The following is a 15,841-nucleotide window of genomic DNA, read 5'->3' on the forward strand; positions in this document are numbered from 1 at the left end:
TATGAAGTTCCAAGACATTTTAACCCTAAACTGCACTCACTGTGCAGTTTCAGGGTCAAGTAAAAAACGTATTTTAGAACAAATATGCCTTACCGCGGCAGAACAGCTCGACGATATTTCGCAACAAGAATTATTAGAAAGTTTGATGGTACGCGAAAGAATGGGCAGCACAGGTATTGGCGGCGGCATTGCCATTCCACATGGCCGACTCCCCACTAGTTCAAAAATAGTGTGCGTGGTAGTCACCTCTGCGGAAGCCATTGCTTTTGACGCTGTCGACAACCGTCCAGTGGATATTTTTATTGCCTTATTTGTGCCTGAAGCAAGCTGCAAAGAACATTTAAATACGCTGCAAAGCATAGCAAAACTCTTTAGTGACAAACAAATTTGCAAAGGCGTTCGAAGCTGCACCACCGACCAGGAATTGTTTGAATTTATTCAACAACAATAAATAAATGAAGTTAATCATAGTAAGTGGCCGTTCAGGGTCAGGAAAGTCTGTTGCCTTAAGGGTTTTGGAAGATTTAGGCTATTATTGCGTTGATAATATCCCCGTTAACCTGCTACCCGCCCTAACCCATACCGTGATTAACGACTATGAAAATGTTGCGGTTAGCTTAGATGTGCGTAATTTGCCCGAGTTACCCAGCGATGTCTCAGAGATTATCGATTACCTGCCAAACGCGGTTGAGCTTAACATTGTTTATTTAGACGCTGATGACGGTGATTTAATTCGCCGCTTTAGCGAAACTCGTCGCTTGCATCCGTTAATCAGACAAAACATCGCCCTCGATCAAGCGATTGCGTTAGAGAAAAAGTTATTAGAGCCAGTTTCAAGCCGCGCAGATTTATATATCAATACCAGCCAGTTAACGCCGCATCAATTAGCTGACTTGGTCAGAGAACGTATATTAGGTAAAAAAACCGGTTCTATGGTGGTAGTGTTTGAATCTTTTGGTTTCAAACATGGTGTGCCTGCCGATGCCGACTATGTATTTGATGCGCGCTTTTTACCAAACCCGTTTTGGGATAAGTCATTAAAAGGACAAACCGGGCTAGATCAACCGGTGCAAGATTTTTTAGCAAGCCAACCGATTGTCACTAAATTCATTTGGCAAATAAACAGTTTTATGATGACCTGGTTACCACATTTAGAGCGTAACAATAGAAGTTATGTCACCATTGCTATTGGTTGTACCGGCGGTAAACATCGCTCAGTTTATATTGCAGAACTTTTAGCGAACAACTTAAGAAAAGACCGTGAAGATGTGCAATCTCGCCATCGTGATATTGAAGTAAAATCCACCTAATGTTTAGGTACAGATGATGCCAAAATTAGAAAAAACACTCATTATCACTAATAAATTGGGCTTGCATGCACGAGCTGCGACTAAGCTTGCGCAGCTTTGCCAAAACTACCGCGCGAGTGCTCACATTACGCTAGACGATAACCAAGCCGATGCAAGTAGCATTATGGGCTTAATGTTATTAGCCGGTAGCCAAGGAAAAGAAGTCACGGTAACCACCGAAGGCGAAGAAGCACAACAGGCACTTACCGCCATATGTCAGCTTTTTACCAACAAGTTCGACGAAAGTGAATAACAAATCCGTATCTACTTATTTAGTCGAATAAAAAAGCTGAAAAAACCTCACAGTTAAGATAAACTTTGCCTAGGTACGAAAGAAAAAAACACCTTGGTATTTCAATAAAATAGGCTTTCGCATACCACCGAAACAAATAACCTTTTCGCATTAACGGCACAGGATTGGTTTATGCCGGAAATTTCAGAACAAGAATATACTCAGCTAAGGCTACAACAGGTCAATGACGCTCTTGGTAGCGGCATGTTTGTGCATGTGCGTAAGTTATTGCAAAACATGCCTGCCTACGATCTTGCCTTAATTCTTGAGTCTTCTCCTGCGAAAAGTCGTAATGTATTGTGGCAATTAGTCGACCCCGATCATCACGGTGAAGTGCTTGAAGAACTAAATGAAGAAGTTCGTAAAGGCATTCTAAAAAGCATGCGTCCAGAAAAGCTAGCTGCGGTTGCAGAAGGCATGGACGTTGATGATTTAGCTGAAGTTTTAAGAACCCTGCCCGATAGCGTTTATCAAGAAGTACTGAGCTCGATGGACTCTCAAGATCGAGGCCGAGTAGAAGCCGCTTTATCTTATGAAGAAGATACTGCCGGCGGGATCATGAACACCGATACCATTACCATTCGCCCAGACGTAACGGTTGATGTGGTATTGCGCTATTTACGCTTAAAAGGCGAACTCCCCGACGCAACCGACTCCTTTTATGTGGTCGATCGCAAAGATTATTTTGTTGGTGCCGTCACGCTAGCATCAATTGTTACCGCAAAACCCGAAGTTATCGTCTCAACACTCATCGATGAAGACATTGAAGCGGTGAATGCTGATATGGATGAAACCGACGTCGCGCAATTATTTGAACGTTATGATTGGGTTTCTGCTCCTGTTATCGACAATGAGGGCCACTTGCTCGGTCGTATCACCATCGACGATGTTATCGATATTATTCGTGAAGATGCTGAACATAACATGATGACCATGGCGGGTTTAGATGACGAAGCGGATACCTTCGCCCCAGTTATCAAAAGTACGCAACAGCGCTCTATATGGCTCGGGGTGAATTTAATTACCGCTTTGCTTGCTGTTGCCGTGTCGAGCATGTTTGAAGGTATTTTAAGCCAACTGGCGATTCTTGCAGTATTAAACTCACTCGTGCCAAGCATGGGCGGTGTTGCTGGTAATCAAACCCTGACACTGGTTATTCGTGGTATGGCTTTGGGTCATGTCGGTGAAAGTAACGCCCGCTCATTACTGTATAAAGAATTATTTGTCGGTATTTTAAATGGTGTGATTTGGGCGCTACTTATTGCAACGGTTGTTGCCTTGTGGCAACAAAATTTGCTGTTAGGCGCGATTATCGCTTTTGCCATGTTAATGAATATGACCGCAGCAGGTATAGCTGGGGTGACCATTCCATTATTATTAAAGAAAATGAATATAGATCCAGCATTAGCGGGCAGTGTAATTTTAACCACAGTGACTGATGTGGTCGGAATATTTGCCTTTTTAGGTACAGCAACCTTATTGTTAGGCTAACCGGCAATTTCTTAGTGTAAAAACCAATGCCGACAAGCTAATCGACAACTCAATACCTACAAACTAAGACCGTTAACCTAGTGTGAGAACATAGTGCCGTGAGTACATAGTGCAGTGAATATAGTTCAGTTAGCTTAATAACAGCACAATGCTAAATTAAGCTAATGGGACTAAGCGCACTTCAATGGCAAAACTAGTGTGACGCAGCAGCAACACTTTTATCTTTAACATCTTCATCTTGAGCCGGCTTCTCTTTTGCTGCCGACTTATCATCAGTCGTATCGTTTTCTACCTTAGTGATAGCTTGATGCTGATGCTCTGCTTCAGAGTGATGCGCTTCTGGATGAAGGTCAGCAGGATCATAAGGAAGGCCCGCCTCTTTTGCCCTTAACGCCTGAGCAACCTTTACTAGCCCCTCAAATCCACAAGCTTTAGCAGGTTGTATCACAACCATGGCAATTATGGCGACTACAGCGATAATGAGCCCTTTTTTGACGCCCTTCATAATGTCTGATTTTTGATTCATAGTTGTTTCCAAATTAACGCTGCTTCTGCCACTTTTATTGCGGTACAAGCAATAACTTCATTTATTATAACAAGGGTGGTCCCTAAATAATGACCAACCTAGGCTGTGGTGACCACTAAAAAACTGGTTAAGCAAATTATGATCGACATAATTAATTTATGCTGATGTTTTTTAAGTTTAGAGTAAAGAGACATAAAAATTCGCCTTCACGGGAACAATTCAGAAAGTGCAGTACCAAGACTGCACTTTGTATAACGATTAAAACGCTTGGTTTAGTTTCAAATAAAGCGAGTTTTCATCTTCACTGGTTCTAACCAGGTCTAAGCGTAAATCGATACCGGTTTTTTCTTGAATCGCATAACGAATACCAACACCTGCAGCTGAATACCAGCCGTCATCGTCACGCGAGTTACCGTCTGTACCATATGAACCACCTGATAAGTTAGCAACACCTGCAAACGTGGTTAACTTAAACTTGGTACCTTCTACAACATAACGATACTCAGCTTGTGCACCTGACATATAACGGGCTTTAAATTGTCCACCAGGGAAACCACGTAACAAGTCTTTTCCTGATAAGGTAGGCAATGAAACGTCAGGGGTTTTTTCACTAGCGTATTGACCAAAAAATTGCATTGCCAATACATCTTGGCTCTTGAAACCTTTCGCGTAATGGCGCGCATCAACAGTTAATAAGGAAAAATCATCTTCAGCCCCTAACATTTCAGGGTTAGCCACTGCGCTAATGCTCACTAACGAAGAGCCTTGCGGGAAATATTTATTTTTACGGGTATCGTAAGTCATGTTTAAACCAACGCCGCCCATGCGTACATCGGTAATACCGTTGTCTTTAATAAACTGCTCACCAGCATCGTTAGTCGCATTGTATTCAATATCAATATAAGTGAGCGGCACACCAAAATAGAAATCGCCAAACGAGTTCATAATAAAAGTTTGCTTAGCTAAAATTTTATTGGTGTTATAACCTACATCAACACCATCTTCAGTAAAGCCATGGTTAATATTAGCAAGGGCAAAAAAGGATTGAGAATTGATATTGTTGCCATCAAGCCACGCATTGTTATTAATGCTAATGTCGTAGCTGTCGGTTTCAGAGTACTGACCGCTTAAACGTAATTGTGATTTTGACGATCCTTCATCGGTATCATAAAGGTAAGATACTGCGCCGCCGATACCTGCACCCATTAATGGCGTACTGGTTAATAAAGGCACAAATTTAAGCGCAGACTCTTCGACTTCACTTGCTGCCGCTTGGGCTTTAACTTTGTCTTTATCCGCTTCAACGGTCTGATTTTCAGCATAAGCATGGCTCAATGATGAAAATCCTAACCCGATCACAACAAGCTTAGCGATTAAGCTAACTTTACTTTTAACGCTTGACATTTCTCACTACCTTTTACTTTTTTATTCATTGAACACTCTACAAGAGACAGATAAAAAAACTGTAAACCAGTGGTAATTAAGCTTACTGTATTGTTTCCTAGCACAGACAAAAGCAGCTTGATGAAACAAAACACCTACACAGTACGAGTAAAATGATCTCGATGTGTATCAATTTCAAAATAAACATTGGTGACATTTATCACTTAACAGACTTGTTCACCTGCAAAGTCCTAAGCAGGTCACTTTTAAGTTGACGGAAGGAATAAGCTTTTACCTTATTTTCATCATTGATTGAGCTCTGGATAAGCAGTCAAGAATGTAACAGGAAGCATGACAAACTCACTCAATACAGGCAAAATACCGTATAGGTCATTTATTGGTTAACATGAATTATGTGTTATTAAACTGGCTTAATATTGTTAACTTATTTTTAATGCAAAAAAACATGATCTGATGACACAAACACCAAACTTAATTGCACTGACATTTTCCTTAATTGTATTGACTTTTAGCTGGATGGCTCGAGGTGAAGCAAGCTTAAACCTGTGCGTCATAGATACTAGCCAAGCTAATAAAGAGCAAGCAGTTGAGCAGCCATTCAATCATAAATTATTAGCCGATCGCGATGCGTTATTAGCCGTGATTAAACAGCGCTTTCAGTCCTTTGACATCACCGTAAATCATATAGCAACCTCAACCTGGGCACGCAGTTTCGAAACCGCTAAAAATGGTGGGTGTTTAATTGCTGGCATGTGGAAAAATGCCGAAAGAGAAAAGTTATTTTATTTTTCTAAACAGCCGATAAGCCAGCAACAACTTGGACTTTTTATCAAAACAGGAAAAATGTTGCCAGCAGACAAAAATGTAGTACTAGCTGTACAGCGAAGTAGCTATATTTCACCGACAATTAAAGAAAAAAATTGGCAAATACATTTTGTTGATACCATTGAGCAAAGCTTAAAGATGCTCAACGCAGAAAGGGTTAATCTTATTTATGGGGATACGGCTCATATAGGTTTTTTAATTAGCCACAATGAAGGGTATGCCAATCGATTCGAAAAAATCAGTCCGTTAATTGAAGTTAAAAAAGCCTATTTAGCGATCGCAAAATCAGTACCTAATGCCAAACAGATAATGTACCAATTTGACCAAAGTATGATTAAAAAAGGAGAAGGAATTGAGCCTTAACTTATCTGGATATTAAAGCTCATTATTAATAATTTACACCCCAGCGATTTGCAACTCTTCAACTAAAATAGAACCGGTGCGAATACTGCCGTGCATATCGGTATCAGAGCCAATAGAAACAATACCCTTGAAGATATCTTGTAAACTGCCGGCAATGGTAATTTCAGCCACTGGATAGGCTATTTTGCCATTTTCAACCCAAAAACCTGCTGCGCCGCGTGAATAGTCGCCATTCACCACATTCACACCTTGGCCCATCAATTCAGTCACTAAAAGCCCAGTACCAAGTTGCTGTAACATGGCTTCAAAATTACCACCATTGGCAGAAACAACCCAGTTGTGAATGCCACCCGCATGGCCTGTGGTGGTCATGCCAAGTTTACGCGCAGAGTAACTGGTTAATAAGTAGGTGTCTAAAACACCATTGGTAATGATATTGCGATCTACTGTATTTACACCTTCGCTATCAAAGGCGCTACTGGCCAAAGCTTTTAATAAGTGCGGACGCTCTTCAATGGTTAAAAAATCAGGGAAAATTTGCTGACCTAAGGCATCTAATAAAAACGATGATTTGCGATATAAATTACCGCCACTAATGGCTGAAATAAAATGACCAAACAATGAATTAGCAATATCGGCGCGAAATAATACCGGCACTTTACCTGTGGCAAGCTTTTGTGCGCCAAGTCGAGATAAGGCTTCGCTAGCGGCTTTTTTACCGATCGCTTCAGGACAATCTAATAAATTAAAATCGCGGTTTACGGTGTACGCATAGTCGCGTTGCATATCGTCATTTTCACTGGCAATCGCAACACAACTTAAACTATGTCGAGAACTTGGATACCCTACCAGTTGACCATGAGTATTTCCGTAAACTTTAAAACCTTCGTAACAAGCAAGCGAAGCACCATCAGAATTAGTAATACGTGGGTCAAATGCAAGCGATGCATCTTCACATTGCTTAGCAAGCGCTATCGCATTGTCAGTGGTCATTTCTTTTGGGTGAAAAAGATCCAAATCGGGCGGTGTCATGGCTAAAAGCGCTTTATCTGCCAGCCCTGAAAATTCATCAACTGAAGTATATTTGGCAATATTGACCGCAGCTTGAACAGATTGATTAAGCGCTTCTTGAGATAAATCTGCGGTTGAAGCACTGCCTTTACGACCTTCTTTATAAACAGTAATACCCAGTGCGCCATCATTAGTAAATTCAACAGTCTCCACTTCCCCCATGCGCGTACCAACACTTAAACCTTGTTGGCGACTCATGGCAACTTCGGCACTGTCAGCACCTAATTTAACGGCTAGCTCAAGTGCTTGAGCAACACGTTCTTCAACTTGAATAAGCTGTTTTGCAATACTATCTGTTTCAGTCATATTATTTATTTTACTCATTTAAAGAAGCGAAATAACAAAGTGATTTATTATTGATCTTTTTCGCGAAAGCCGGTTTGTTGTATACTATGGCTATTATTACTTAATAGTTAACATTATGCCCCAGTCTGCCAATGATATCGATGAATTCGATGAAGAATTAAAAAGTAAATCTGAAATAAAAAGAGAAATGCTGCAATTGCAAGATTTTGGCTTCAAATTAGTGAAGATGTCAAAGCACCAACGTAGCAAGTTGCCATTAACTGATGAACTAAAAGATGCCTTAGTTTTGGCTGACAAAATTCTTAATAAGCATGAAGCATTACGCCGCCACGTTCGCTATATTGCTAAGGTATTGTCAGAAACGGATTTAGCGCCAATCAACCAAGCGCTCGACGTAATGGCCAATAAACATCAGCAAGAAACCGCTAAGTTTAATCACTTGGAAAACCTTCGCGACGCCTTAATTGAGCAAGGCAACGATAAAATTGAAAGCTTACTGAATGAAACACCAAGCTTAGAACGTCAAAAATTGCGACAGTTAGTTAGACAAGCTAGCAAAGAAAAGAAAGCTGAAAAAGTGGGTAAATCAACCCGCGATTTATTTAGCTACTTAAAAGAACATATTAGCTTTTAATACTAGGCAATATTGGTTTACATCAAAAAACTAGCAAGAAAATGAACACTTGCTAGTTTTTTAGCCAAAAACGAGTAAGCTTAAATAAAGAGCTTTTGAGTACTTTATGATGACGCTTACCGATACAAATGATCTAAAACCTACCACCAACAAAGCTGCTGCCAATGCGGCGATGGCTTCATTATTAAATTTAACCTTTTTACCGGCAATAAGTTTTCTGTGGCTAATACTGCAACGTCATAAACATGCGGAAGGCACACTGGCGGCTTATCACATTAATTTTGCCATTAAGCTCAACCTAATCGCCGCGTTTTTTTTAGGGGTTGTCACATTATTAATGATCGCCTTAGGTGGATTTAATTCCGCGTGGACTTGGGTTTATGTCATTAGTTATTTCACCCTTATCCATACGGTATTTATTGTCTTTGCTGTTTGGTCTGTTACCTGCGCTTGGTCAAATAAAAAAGTCTTTAAAGATAAAGCTAGCAAATAGCCTTAGCACAATTTCGCCTTGCAATAATCGACTGCTGACAACTTGCAAGCCAATACCGGTCAACTCAATCATAAATTCTCAAGTAGCCGTTACTAAGCAATTGATCTATCGGTGTATATAAGCTTATATGCCACAGTCTCAATTTCTTCCTCACATAGCCATCATTCACAGACGGCTAGCTACAAGTCACAAGTCACAAGTCACAAGTCACAAGTCACAAGTCACAAGTCACAAGATGTAATAAAACTACATTAACATTTTAAAGCACGCCTAAAACTTGCTTAAAACAGAAATATGTTGTAAAAATACTACAGACAACTAAGAAAGAGTGGTGAATTTACCCAAGGTGGTCATTCACCGTTTTAATTAGCACAGTCATTAAGATCAGTAATTAAAGTGAAAGCTGATCAAGGTTTAACCAAAAGAGAGGCACAAAAATGAGTGATATTAATGCACTAGCAAATAACAATAGTACTGCTGAGACAGTTGAGTTTGATTACGATAATTCAGATTGGCCTAGAGACTTTGACATTCGCATCGAAAAAGCCGAACAAAGAGAAGTATTAGAAAGTATTTAACCTTTCAGTAATAAAAAAGCTGAACATCTTAAAACACTCATGTGATTAAGAAGTTCAGCTTAGTAATTTCTTGATAGCAATTAAGTCAATCTTATCTACTATTACGATTTATTCTTACGGCTTACTATTGCGTGCCACCAATAGTCATTTCATCTATTTTTAATGTTGGTTGACCCACACCAACAGGAATACTTTGACCGTCTTTGCCACAAACGCCAACACCGGCATCAAGCGCTAAATCATTGCCAACCATGCTCACTTGTTGCATAGCTTCTGGACCACTGCCAATTAAGGTTGCTCCTTTGACTGGTGCGGTAATTTCACCATCTTCAATTAAGTAAGCTTCTGAGCTGGTAAATACAAATTTACCAGAGGTGATATCAACTTGGCCACCGGCAAAATGCGGTGCGTAAATACCTTTTTTCACTGACTTAATAATATCTTTTGGATCATGCTCGCCAGCTAACATATAGGTATTGGTCATTCTAGGCATAGGTAAGTGCGCGTAAGACTCACGGCGACCATTACCTGTTGGCTTAACCCCCATAAGTTTGGCGTTTTGCTTGTCTTGCATATAGCCTTTCAAAATACCATTTTCAATCAACACATTATATTGACCCGGTGTGCCTTCATCATCGATATTCACCGAACCACGACGATTAGCTAAGGTACCATCATCAACAATAGTACAATGCTCAGACGTTACCCTCTCGCCGACTTTGCCAGAAAATGCCGATGAGCCTTTACGGTTAAAATCACCTTCTAAGCCATGACCAACCGCTTCATGAAGTAAGACTGCCGGCCAGCCTGAACCTAGCACTACAGGCAACATACCAGCAGGTGCATCAATAGCAACTAAGTTAACCAAGGCTTGCCTTACCGCTTCTTCGGCGTAATGTTTATAACGAACTTGGTTATTGTCCATTTCGAAAAAATAACTGTAATCTGTTCGTGCGCCACCGCCACCGGTACCACGCTCACGCTTACCATTGTCTTCAACTAATACTGAACAATTTAACCTAACTAATGGGCGAATATCGGTCGCATAAGTACCGTCACTTGCCGCTACTAATATTTTTTCATATACGCCAGATAAGCTCACAATCACTTGCTTTACGCGCGCATCTTGGGCACGTGCATGTGCTTCAACTTCGTGCAACAAATTAATTTTTGCTTCTTGTGCTAAAGAGGCGAGCGGATCGACAGATTGATAAATTTCAATCGGTTGCGACTTACTAAACACTTTAATCGTTGCTGATTGCTCAGCGTTGGCAATGCCTTTTGCGGCATCTGCCGCTTTTTTAAGTGCTTCAGGGTTTATATCATCAGAATAAGCGAAACCTGTTTTTTCACCTGATACAGCGCGCACGCCAACACCACGCTCAATATTATATGAACCTTCTTTGACTATGCCGTCTTCAAGCATCCAAGATTCATGTCGGCTTGACTGAAAATACAAATCAGCTAAATCAACTTTACGCTGATAAATATTATTTAAAGTTTGGCTTAGTACTGCATCATCAATTTGACTATCAGCTAAGAGCTCGCGCTCAACATTATTCATATGATATTAACTCTGTTTTAAATTGGTTATGTTGTGATACCGGTATGCTTGTTCTAATCTGTTCTAATTCTTGGCGGTCAAATAAAGCGCTTACTGCGCCTTGACCTGACGCTTTAACTGACAAAATTTCTCCCCAAGGGCTAATGATCATACTATGCCCCCAAGTTTGTCGGCCATTTGCATGCTCACCTTCTTGTCCGGCCGCTATAACATAGGCTTGATTTTCAATCGCCCTTGCCTGTAATAATGGCTGCCAGTGTGCTTTGCCAGTAACGCGAGTAAAAGCACTTGGCACACAAATAACATCGGCACCTTGGCTTCGTAACTGGCGAAATAACTCAGGAAAGCGCAAGTCGTAACACACTGATAAACCTAAAGTGACCTGTGCTGTTTTAACCACTTCGACGGAAGTACCAGCTTGAGTATACTTGGATTCAAGATAGTTTTTCTCGTTATCTTGCACTACCACATCAAATAAGTGGATTTTATTATATTGTTGAATAAGCTCACCTTGCGGTGAAAACACACAACAGCTATTGGTAAACTTGTCACAAGCCTCTGATAGCAAAGGCATAGTGCCAGCCACTAAATACACCTTGTATCGTAGTGCCAGCTCAGCTAATGCTTGCGTTAGTTGTTCGGTTTTTAATGTATCTTTTGCAAGTTGTAATTGCTGACCATCTGAGCCACCAAAATATAAACAGCACTCAGGCAACACCACTATATGTTCATCGGCTTTAGGTAACTGGCTTAGCTCATATTCAATTGCCGCCAGATTTTCATCAATATCTGGCGTCGAATTTAGCTGAATTGCCGATAACCTAACCATTGCCATCGCCCTGCAAATAATTATTTTCTTGATACAAATTTTTCGTTTTTATTTTATCTTTTGACCCATCGGAAGCTTCAGCAGGTATTGGAGCGTTATCTGGCGTTGTCAGTGGCTCGGCGCTATTATCCACCACAGTTGGCGGTGTTGAACGGCCAACACTTATGTCCATTGTTTTGCGGTTAACTTCTTTAAAATTAGGCTCATCAATAGTGCCGGTAAGCTCAAAATTAAACTCTGATACAACTTGCGAGGTCATCACTTGATCGATGGCAATACCGGCTAGAAAAACGGCGGGTTGCAGCGTTGCAATCCATGCTAGAACAGGCAAGCTCGAGGTTAAGTTGGGTTTATAGGAAAGGCTGTAATCTAATCCGCCAAGCTCAAGGTTGGTATTACCTTTCATAATTAAATCGCCAGCAGCGCCATTCATTTTGACATTGTTGGTATACAAATAACCGTCTTTAAGGTCAAAATCTCCGTTAATTGAGCTGTAAAACATGCCATCGCTGAAAATATCACGAAAATCTAAGGTAAGTTTTCTAACTAACGACTGAAGGCTCAATACAGAAAACAAGCGTGCAGAGTCGCCGACATCTGCTAAATAACCATCATCTAAATTGACGGAAAGACTGCCGTTAATCAACGACAAGCTGTAATCTTGAGGCGCACCTTGCCAGCTCACAGCAAAGTTAGCCTCTCCACCGCTTTCTTTGGTCATAGAGGCATAATTAAATTTTTCCAGCTCTGTTTCAACGTCGTGGACAGACAATTCACCAATTAACTGAGTTTTTGAGCCTTGCTGGTTATGCTCCCAGTCCATATCAAAAGTTAATTCGGACTTATTGCGCTGAGCACGAAACTGTTTAATGACTAACTTATCTGGCTGCTGACGCTCTACGGTAAAATCAACTGCACCTAGGTCTAAATAACCGACCTTTAAACTGTCACTGTGAAAACTCACCGGTGGCATGTTAGCAAAAACTTTATCATTTAATGCCAAAGTCTCTTGCACTAAGGCCTCTGGAGCCACCGAATGGTTTGATTGAGGCGATAACTGCTGATCTTTAGTTTGGGAAATTTGCTTAGCGAGCGCATCAGTATTTTGTATATCTTGGTTGGTGTCTTCTTCATTAGCAGGAAGATGAATAAAGTCTGCATTAACGTCAATGCCTTGCTCTAACCAGTTTGGGTAAAACTTAATTTGGGTACGCGCTTCTTTGGCATTAAATTGCAATAACCACCAGCTTTGTTTATCCAATAAGTTAAACGAAACATGATTAAGCGGCTGACCAATAACGTCTAACTCAGCAATTGTGCCACGAATACGCTCGGGCACTGGAAACAATGCATCTCTTTTAGGTGTCGGTGGCTGATGTAAAGTCAACAAATCACTGCTTGGCTCTTCTGCAGCTTTGGCCTCTGACGATAAAGTGTCTAAGATATCGGTAATAAACGGTTGCCACTGCGCTAAGCTCGCTTGTTCAAGCTTAGTGGTAATATGAAAGCCATCCATCGGTAACAGCATTTGCTCATCACCAAGCACAAGGTGTGAGCGGGAGAACTGAGCATTTTGATGTTCTAATACGCCATAAAAGCTAAGTTGCTCACCTAAGGTTGCATTAAAGGTTGATTGTTCAAGATGACCATCAACTTTAACGTGTAACATTTTTTCATCATCAATCGCTTTAAAATAAGGCGCGGGTAAATTTAATTGCGCCTGTTTTAAGTTAGAATCTATGGTTAAATCATAAGAAAAACCACCACCTTGGTGATTATGCAGATCGAGCTTGCCTTGCCATGCCAACGCACCTTCACTATAGCTTTGCATTAACTCAGGCACATGTTGCTGCCATTGCTCTTGTTGCCACAGCGCATCAATTTCAATGGCAGTATTATAATAATCTTGTACTTGCTCGGCCTTGGCGCTTAACGTCATTGGCATACCGAGCCAGTTTGCGTTTAAACCATTAACGGCAATAACGTCGTTTTTAAAGCTAAGTTCACCCGTTGCTCCGCTAAAGTTCATTTGCGGCGCAGCAATAGCAATATCGTTGTTATTAAATTGAACTAAACCACTGGCAACGACTTGCTCAACATTTTTTAAAGGCAGGTTCAGATTAAACCACCCTGAGATCGGCTTGCTAATTTTAACGTGTTCTAAGGTAGCACCAACACTGTCTTTAAGTGAACTTGCCAACATTAAATTAGTCACATGCTCAGGCGCGGCTTTATTTATATCAACATCAACCGTTAAAATACCTTTGCCAAAATCAGCAATCGCCGCTTCAACGCCAGTTACGTCAAGCCCGGTTAATTGACCCGCTCGACCGGTAATTAACATGCCATTGTTGGTAAAGTTCAGATTGGCTGAAAAGTTTTCAATCGCCGGCCATTTGCTATCAAAAACAAAAGTACCATCGGTTAATTCGGCATCCACAACAAAAATACCTTCAGGCTCTGTAAACGGGAATTTAGCAAAAGGTCCATTAAATAAAACCTGTGCTTGTGCTATTTTTCCGTCAACAATACCGGTGTTGAGATAATTAACCAGATTTTCCCCCATCAATAAATGCGGGTAATAATGCTCGGCAACACTGGCATCGCCATCTTTTACTGAGGCAAGCAAGGCCATTTCGGCAAGGCCTTCACTCGGTAGCGATACGCGCACATCGGCCGACAACGTCAGTTCATCAGAGGCAAGCTTAACATCAGTTGCATCAAGCGTTATACCTTGCTCTTGAAAACGCACCAACACTTCGCTGGAAATAGCATTGTAAGGAATAGGCTTGATAAAATGTTTATCAAAGTCAAGTGCGCCATCTGTCGCGCTAAGAGTAATTTTCAGAGTGTCTTTTGAAAATAGAATATCGCCAGATAAGTTATCCATACCTGGAATGCCTTGGCTAAATTCAGTTGATGTATCACTAAAGCTGGCTAACGCTTGAACTTGGTCATCTTGCACTTGAAATTGCACCTCAGACAAGTGCCCTTTTAGATCAAGTTCTGCGATAAGTTTTCTAGTTTTTTCTTGTTCAACCAGCAAAGGAATAACTTGCGCGGTGCTTGCTAAATCAATATCAGACACATAAGCAAAAAGCCCTTGCTGATTTTGGTTTACTTCGACAGTTAATGGTCGCCATTGCAAATCATTAACGCTTAAATTAAGTGATGAAGTGGTTAAATTAAATCCGTGTTCCGTAGAATGGTCACGCTTAACCATAATATGACCTTGAGTTAAATCTACCGATTGCTCAATGCCTTTATCTCGCCATGAAACTTGGTTATCGCCTAACTTTACTTGCAACGATTGCGCTAAGCCTTTTTTATAGGTTAACCAGGCGTCAAAATTAATATCTGAGTCAGTTTTTTCATTTTCAATCACAAAAATACTGTCTAACCACGGGGTGATATTTAGCTGATTCGCTTGCAAATATATCTGACCATCAAGCTTACTTTTATCGCCACCTTGCAGATCAATTAACAGCTTTAAATGATCTGAACTTAAACCACCAATACGCACATCGCCACTTGCTTGGTGGCGCTCGCCGCTATTAAGCCAATTGAGATGATTAATTAAAAAGGTGTTTTCGGTATCTTCATTTTTTCGCACAACGATTTCACTGTCGGTTAATGAAAATCGTGATATTTGCGTTAAAAATAAATCAACGAGGTTATCTAATAAGACTTGTTCATTATCGACTTGTTCGGGGGCAACCGTTTGTTCAGAAACCGTTTTATCGATAAAAACCGTCATACCACTTAAAGTAATGTGATCGGCAACGAGAGTACGCTGTGAAAGGCTTTGCCAAAAATCGACACGCACATCAATGGTGCCTATATCGACTTCAGTATCGCGGGTTTTTAATACGCGTACTTGTTCAGCAATAAGGGTTGGACCAAATTTGCCCCAGCCCATGGTAATATGACCCACCGAAATATTGGCTTGGTACTGATTATTAATATAGTTTTCAAAATCTGTTTTATAGTTGTGTGCGTAAGGTAAAAATAAACGAAAAGCACTCAGTATCACCGCAAAAAGTACCAACAATATTGCGATACTTTTATACAGTCGATTTAACCATCGATTAAAAAATACTGAATAGCTAGCCATAA

Annotated in this window: 14 protein-coding genes; 8 read left to right on the forward strand and 6 right to left on the reverse strand. The window is 40.7% G+C overall.

Annotated elements, in window-relative coordinates; genetic code table 11:
* The first annotated feature begins 1 nt into the window (after nucleotide 1).
* The 4 genes from ptsN to mgtE all read left to right on the forward strand — a co-directional run bounded on the left by ptsN (nucleotide 2) and on the right by mgtE (nucleotide 3,132).
* Nucleotides 2-451: a PTS IIA-like nitrogen regulatory protein PtsN gene (ptsN, locus tag ACRRSQ_RS13185; protein WP_440876219.1), complete on the forward strand. Its 450-nt coding sequence runs from the start codon at nucleotides 2-4 to the stop codon at nucleotides 449-451.
* A 4-nt stretch (nucleotides 452-455) separates the two neighbouring features.
* Entirely contained in the window at nucleotides 456-1,310 is an 855-nt protein-coding gene (rapZ, locus tag ACRRSQ_RS13190; RefSeq protein WP_440876220.1) for an RNase adapter RapZ, read from the forward strand.
* 13 nt (nucleotides 1,311-1,323) lie between these two features.
* Nucleotides 1,324-1,602, forward strand: coding sequence for an HPr family phosphocarrier protein (locus tag ACRRSQ_RS13195; RefSeq protein ID WP_440876221.1), 279 nt, complete (start codon nucleotides 1,324-1,326; stop codon nucleotides 1,600-1,602).
* 171 nt (nucleotides 1,603-1,773) lie between these two features.
* Nucleotides 1,774-3,132, forward strand: coding sequence for a magnesium transporter (gene mgtE / locus ACRRSQ_RS13200; RefSeq protein ID WP_440876222.1), 1,359 nt, complete (start codon nucleotides 1,774-1,776; stop codon nucleotides 3,130-3,132).
* A 193-nt stretch (nucleotides 3,133-3,325) separates the two neighbouring features.
* Here mgtE and ACRRSQ_RS13205 read toward each other — a convergent pair whose 3' ends face one another.
* A complete protein-coding gene (locus ACRRSQ_RS13205) occupies nucleotides 3,326-3,658 on the reverse strand; it encodes a hypothetical protein (protein WP_440876223.1) in 333 nt (110 codons plus the stop codon).
* 258 nt (nucleotides 3,659-3,916) lie between these two features.
* Nucleotides 3,917-5,062 (reverse strand): BamA/TamA family outer membrane protein, encoded by a 1,146-nt coding sequence (locus tag ACRRSQ_RS13210; RefSeq protein ID WP_440876224.1) that lies wholly within the window; start codon nucleotides 5,060-5,062, stop codon nucleotides 3,917-3,919.
* A gap of 453 nt (nucleotides 5,063-5,515) precedes the next feature.
* On the opposite strand from ACRRSQ_RS13210, the gene ACRRSQ_RS13215 reads away from it, so the two are divergent.
* Entirely contained in the window at nucleotides 5,516-6,250 is a 735-nt protein-coding gene (locus ACRRSQ_RS13215) for a substrate-binding periplasmic protein (protein WP_440876225.1), read from the forward strand.
* 33 nt (nucleotides 6,251-6,283) lie between these two features.
* Here ACRRSQ_RS13215 and pmbA read toward each other — a convergent pair whose 3' ends face one another.
* Nucleotides 6,284-7,627 (reverse strand): metalloprotease PmbA, encoded by a 1,344-nt coding sequence (gene pmbA, locus ACRRSQ_RS13220; protein ID WP_440876226.1) that lies wholly within the window; start codon nucleotides 7,625-7,627, stop codon nucleotides 6,284-6,286.
* A gap of 115 nt (nucleotides 7,628-7,742) precedes the next feature.
* Between pmbA and yjgA the strand changes: the two genes are divergently transcribed.
* The 3 genes from yjgA (at nucleotide 7,743) to ACRRSQ_RS13235 (ending at nucleotide 9,332) form a co-directional block, all read left to right on the forward strand.
* Nucleotides 7,743-8,261 (forward strand): ribosome biogenesis factor YjgA, encoded by a 519-nt coding sequence (yjgA, locus tag ACRRSQ_RS13225; protein ID WP_440876227.1) that lies wholly within the window; start codon nucleotides 7,743-7,745, stop codon nucleotides 8,259-8,261.
* Between the two features lie 106 nt (nucleotides 8,262-8,367).
* On the forward strand, nucleotides 8,368-8,754 hold the full coding sequence (locus ACRRSQ_RS13230) for a hypothetical protein (RefSeq protein ID WP_440876228.1): 387 nt from the start codon (nucleotides 8,368-8,370) through the stop codon (nucleotides 8,752-8,754).
* 437 nt (nucleotides 8,755-9,191) lie between these two features.
* Nucleotides 9,192-9,332, forward strand: a complete 141-nt coding sequence (locus ACRRSQ_RS13235) for a hypothetical protein (RefSeq protein ID WP_440876229.1) — start codon at nucleotides 9,192-9,194, stop codon at nucleotides 9,330-9,332.
* A gap of 124 nt (nucleotides 9,333-9,456) precedes the next feature.
* Here ACRRSQ_RS13235 and tldD read toward each other — a convergent pair whose 3' ends face one another.
* From tldD to ACRRSQ_RS13250, 3 genes are read right to left on the reverse strand one after another with little or no spacing between them, the layout of a single operon-like run.
* A complete protein-coding gene (gene tldD, locus ACRRSQ_RS13240) occupies nucleotides 9,457-10,896 on the reverse strand; it encodes a metalloprotease TldD (protein WP_440876230.1) in 1,440 nt (479 codons plus the stop codon).
* Nucleotides 10,889-11,725 carry a carbon-nitrogen hydrolase family protein gene (locus ACRRSQ_RS13245; RefSeq protein WP_440876231.1) on the reverse strand — a complete coding sequence of 279 codons (837 nt, stop codon included), beginning with the start codon at nucleotides 11,723-11,725 and terminating at the stop codon, nucleotides 10,889-10,891. The genes tldD and ACRRSQ_RS13245 overlap by 8 nt, the downstream gene beginning before the upstream one ends.
* Nucleotides 11,718-15,839, reverse strand: coding sequence for a YhdP family protein (locus ACRRSQ_RS13250; RefSeq protein WP_440876232.1), 4,122 nt, complete (start codon nucleotides 15,837-15,839; stop codon nucleotides 11,718-11,720). Before ACRRSQ_RS13250 ends, ACRRSQ_RS13245 begins: the two co-directional genes overlap by 8 nt.
* Nucleotides 15,840-15,841: the final 2 nt, after the last annotated feature.

Source organism: Thalassotalea sp. PLHSN55 (assembly GCF_052030545.1).
In the GTDB taxonomy this organism is placed as follows: Bacteria; Pseudomonadota; Gammaproteobacteria; order Enterobacterales; family Alteromonadaceae; genus CANMXU01.